Genomic DNA, 358 nt, shown 5'->3' with positions numbered 1-358 from the left:
CCGAATGCCACTTCTGCTAATCGTGCCCGCGAGCAGAACCCGCTCAAACCTATAGCCCCCCACGGGCTACGTGGAAGCGATTTGTCATTGCCAATGTTGGAATATTTTAGGCAGTATATCGAAGGGGAGTTTTTGGCGGGGGCCTCAACTGACCGCGCGGGGCAATGATCTGGTCGGCGTTACCAAAACTCGGTTTTGGCGCCACCACGATCTCGACAATATTTCTGTATCTTGATCCAGTCCTTGCTGACTTTTGGGAGAGTCTCACCGTGACAAAACTGACGAACACCATCATTGCGTCCGCGTTTCTTTCCACCGCGATGTGGCTGGTGCCCGCCTTCGCCGCCAATCCCGGCAC

At 55.0% G+C, this 358-nt stretch carries 1 protein-coding gene; it reads left to right on the top strand.

Features of this window, described 5'->3' with window-relative positions:
• Nucleotides 1-164 precede the first annotated feature (164 nt).
• Nucleotides 165-358 (top strand): hypothetical protein (locus EN862_RS36675; protein WP_135913306.1); only part of this gene is annotated, 194 nt, incomplete at its 3' end.

The sequence above is a fragment of the Mesorhizobium sp. M2E.F.Ca.ET.219.01.1.1 genome (assembly GCF_004016445.2).
In the GTDB taxonomy this organism is placed as follows: domain Bacteria; phylum Pseudomonadota; class Alphaproteobacteria; order Rhizobiales; family Rhizobiaceae; genus Mesorhizobium.
This window is presented reverse-complemented; position numbering and strand designations above follow the sequence as displayed.